The 3,415-nt window shown below is 48.5% G+C and carries 6 protein-coding genes and 1 pseudogene; all 7 read right to left on the reverse strand.

All coding sequences use genetic code 11. The annotated features are described in order from the left end of the window. A partial coding sequence (locus U9P07_05970) for a GDP-L-fucose synthase (protein ID MEA2108949.1) occupies positions 1 to 925 on the reverse strand: 925 nt, incomplete at its 3' end. A gap of 94 nt (positions 926 to 1,019) precedes the next feature. Then, a pseudogene (locus tag U9P07_05975) lies at positions 1,020 to 1,375 on the reverse strand (GDP-mannose 4,6-dehydratase). Further along, positions 1,371 to 1,550 (reverse strand): hypothetical protein, encoded by a 180-nt coding sequence (locus U9P07_05980; GenBank protein ID MEA2108950.1) that lies wholly within the window; start codon positions 1,548 to 1,550, stop codon positions 1,371 to 1,373. Before U9P07_05980 ends, U9P07_05975 begins: the two are co-directional and overlap by 5 nt. A 43-nt stretch (positions 1,551 to 1,593) precedes the next feature. Beyond that, positions 1,594 to 2,064: an ATP-binding protein gene (locus U9P07_05985; GenBank protein MEA2108951.1), complete on the reverse strand. Its 471-nt coding sequence runs from the start codon at positions 2,062 to 2,064 to the stop codon at positions 1,594 to 1,596. 3 nt (positions 2,065 to 2,067) lie between these two features. Beyond that, a complete protein-coding gene (locus U9P07_05990; protein MEA2108952.1) occupies positions 2,068 to 2,778 on the reverse strand; it encodes a putative DNA binding domain-containing protein in 711 nt (236 codons plus the stop codon). 155 nt (positions 2,779 to 2,933) lie between these two features. Next, entirely contained in the window at positions 2,934 to 3,140 is a 207-nt protein-coding gene (locus U9P07_05995) for a GDP-mannose 4,6-dehydratase (GenBank protein MEA2108953.1), read from the reverse strand. Positions 3,141 to 3,147: 7 nt separating this feature from the next. Beyond that, the coding region (locus tag U9P07_06000) for a hypothetical protein (protein MEA2108954.1) at positions 3,148 to 3,415 on the reverse strand (268 nt) is incomplete at its 5' end.

The following is a 3,415-nucleotide window of genomic DNA, read 5'->3' on the forward strand; positions in this document are numbered from 1 at the left end:
TTGCCGCCAGGCCGTCACGCAGGGAAATCTTCGCCTCCCAACCCAATGATTTCAACAGACTGACATCCAGCAACTTGCGCGGCGTTCCGTCCGGCATGGTGGTATTCCAGACGATTTCCCCGTCATAGCCGACAACTTCAGCAATGGTCTCGGCCAGCTCCCGGATGGTAACATCCTGCCCGGTACCAACATTGATATGCGACAGCATCGGCCGCGTATGTTGCCGGTAGAAATCCGTTTCAATCCGCATAACGTGAACACAGGCCGCGGCCATGTCGTCCACATGCAGAAATTCCCGTTTGGCCCGGCCGGTTCCCCAGACCTCAACCTGTGGACGATTTTCAATCTTCACCTCATGAAAACGGCGCATCATTCCCGGAATAACATGACTGTTAACAGCATGAAAGTTATCGTTTTCACCGTAAAGATTGGTGGGCATGACCGACCGGTAATCAGTCCCGTATTGCCGGTTGTACGACTCGCAGAGTTTGATGCCGGCAATCTTGGCTATGGCATAGGGTTCATTGGTGGACTCCAGCGTCCCGGTAAGCAGCGCGTCTTCACGCATCGGCTGTTCCGCCAGCCGGGGATAGATACAGGAACTGCCAAGAAAAAGCAGCTGCCGCACCCCCGCCACCCAGGCCTGGTGAATCACGTTGGCTTCAATAATCAGGTTGTCGTAGATGAATTCCGCCGGGTATTCGTTGTTGGCATGAATCCCACCCACTTTGGCCGCCGCCAGGAAGACATATTCCGGCTGTTCGGCGGCAAAAAAAGCCGCCGTCGCCTGCTGATCGGTAAGATCAAGTTCGGCGCTGGTTTTCAACAAAAGATTATCATAGCCGTCCTTTCGCAGCCGGCGGACGATGGCCGAACCCACCATGCCCCGGTGGCCGGCAACATAGATTTTAGCATTCTTTTCCATAATTGATTACTCGAAGTTGTTAAAAGTTTTAAATCTTTTGGTTTCCAGCCTTCTCTGCGCCTTTGCGTCTCCGCGCGAGAATATCTCTTGGTCACTACTCGAAGTTGTTATAGGTTTTAAACCCTTCTGTTTTACACAGCTGATCCCGCTGGGCTTCCTGCAGATCTTCCCGGACCATAACCTTGACCAGCTCGGCAAAAGAGATTTCCGGCTGCCACCCGAGTTTGGTTTTGGCTTTAGTAGGATCACCCAGGAGAAATTCAACTTCCCCGCTTCCTCCTGCTGCAGCATCAGCCACATGTCCCGGACAAAATCTTTAGCGTGGCCCCAATCCCGTTTGTCGTCCAGGTTACCGAGAAATAGTTTATCCTGCAGGCCAAGTTTGATGCGGGCCACCGCCCGGGTAATCTTACGGGTGACAAAGGTTTCACCACGGGTGGGTGATTCATTCCCCATTTCTCTGTTTTTTCAGCCATTGCCTGCCCAGTTCAGTTAATCGGTACTGCTGCAAAGGGCTATTTGGTTTGTCAGGAATAGTCATTTCAAGAAAACCGCTTTTCAAAGCAGGTTTCAGATAAGATTCACGAAAATATTTTTTATTCTTGATTCCCAGCTGTTTTTGCATTTCGTCCCTGTCAATCGGCTTTTCACAAGAAAAAAGTACTCGCTCAACTGGGGGGGATAACTGGGGGGGTAACTGGGGGGGTAACTGGGGGGGTAACACCTCTCTCTTTTCCGGGTTGGATATCACCACGATTGAAGATAATCGTAACCCAGTTGTCTTCAATATGCAAGGCTGGCTCTGGTACCCCATGGTCCCGGCAAAGTTGTTGCATTCGCTTAATGCCGCTGCCGATCTGCTCCACCAAATCCATGCGGTAAAACATACTGAACAGGAGAGGATTACGCGGGATACTCTTTAACCCCATGTCTTCCTCTTTCATTCCGGCTGGTAAGCCTCCCGGGCTGATAATTTCTACCCGGTTACGGTACATGTGTACCTGAACATTGGCATTAGACCGATAATCACGATGGACCAGTGCATTGACCAGAGCCTCACGTAGGGCATCCGCAGGCAATTCAGGTCTTTCATCCCTTCCTGTCCCGGTAATAATAAATTCTGTATTCAATTTTGACAAAAGCTAGGTGATAACATCCTGAAAAATATCCTGGAGATTGCCGGTAAAATTCTTGCGATCCAGAATATTCACTCTGGAGGTTCCCATGAACAAGGCGCAGGACACAAAACCACTGGCCATAAATTTCTGAATATCTGCGGCAAGTAACCAGGAGCCGGCATGAGTCATAAGACCATTTCGAACAAGATGCAGATTTTCAAGGGCTTGAATCATATTCATATCGTCAGGGATTTTCGCCTTCCGGGCGAATTGGATATAAGAAGATTCAGTCAAATCGGTATCCATAGAAAAACGGTCACAAACCATTTCATCAAAATGAATCATCCCTTCCCGAAAGAAAAACTCACGGATTTCATTACGGCTCAACTGTTGCGATGAAGCGCCTTCCCTGAGGTAAAATTTCCCGCTATGGGAATATGGTTTTCCGTTTTGAGGGGGAATTGTCACCACCAGAACATCTCCAACACTTTCAATATCAACAAACAGTGAAGGTTCAATAGTTCGTGCGACTGATTGAATCACTGATTTAAGTCTGTTGTGATGGTCCACACCGCATATTTCACCATCATCAGTAATGCCAATGAGCAATGTTCCTCCGGTAGCATTGGCAAACGCGCACAACTCCCTGCCGACGTTGGAGGTGCCGGAGCGTTTGAATTCAACGGTAAATCCCTCACCCAGGCGGATGAGTATATCCAGATGTTGTTTATTCATAACGGTAAGAGCCAGTTCTCAATACATAACAACAAATTTACCAGTATATCCCGTCACAATTGGATAATATCAAATGTTGAGACCTGACACCTATGTTTTTGTTTCCCCTCCTTCTCTGCGCCTTTGCGTCTCTGCGCGAGAATATCTCTTTGTCCCTATTCAAAGTTGTTAAAAGTTCTAAATCCTTCGATTTTACACAACTGGTCCCGCTGGACTTCCTGCAGGTCTTCCCGGACCATAACCTTAACCAGCTCATCAAAAGAGATTTCCGGCTGCCAGCCAAGCCTGGTTTTGGCCTTGCCGGGATCACCCAAAAGAAATTCAACTTCAGTGGGACGGAAATAACAGGGATCTATTTCCACCAGGGAATTAAAATAAACCCGTCCCCTTTTTCATCAGGTCAATATCTGAGCGGGCGTTCAAATCTATGTACTCCTGAACTTTTGCGGCGTGATAATATGGTAGGTTCAGTAGGCGGAATTTAGTTTTGGATCCCGCTTCCTGTTCCAGGTAACTCCCTCGATAAAGACGAACTGCGATTTTCGCAGATGGGGCCATCTCCATAAACCGGTTCAATGACCTAAGTTTTCCGGTCGCCCCGGATTTAACCTCCACCGGAACCGGCAATGATCCATTT

It is taken from the genome of Pseudomonadota bacterium, from assembly GCA_034660915.1.
Lineage (GTDB): Bacteria > Desulfobacterota > Anaeroferrophillalia > Anaeroferrophillales > Anaeroferrophillaceae > DQWO01.

Excerpts from the sequence above, each read along its gene's own strand:
- U9P07_05990 (MEA2108952.1), bottom strand. The coding sequence starts at position 2,778 with ATGAATAAACAACATCTGGATATACTCATCCGCCTGGGTGAGGGATTT.
- U9P07_05980 (MEA2108950.1), bottom strand. The coding sequence starts at position 1,550 with ATGCAAAAACAGCTGGGAATCAAGAATAAAAAATATTTTCGTGAATCT.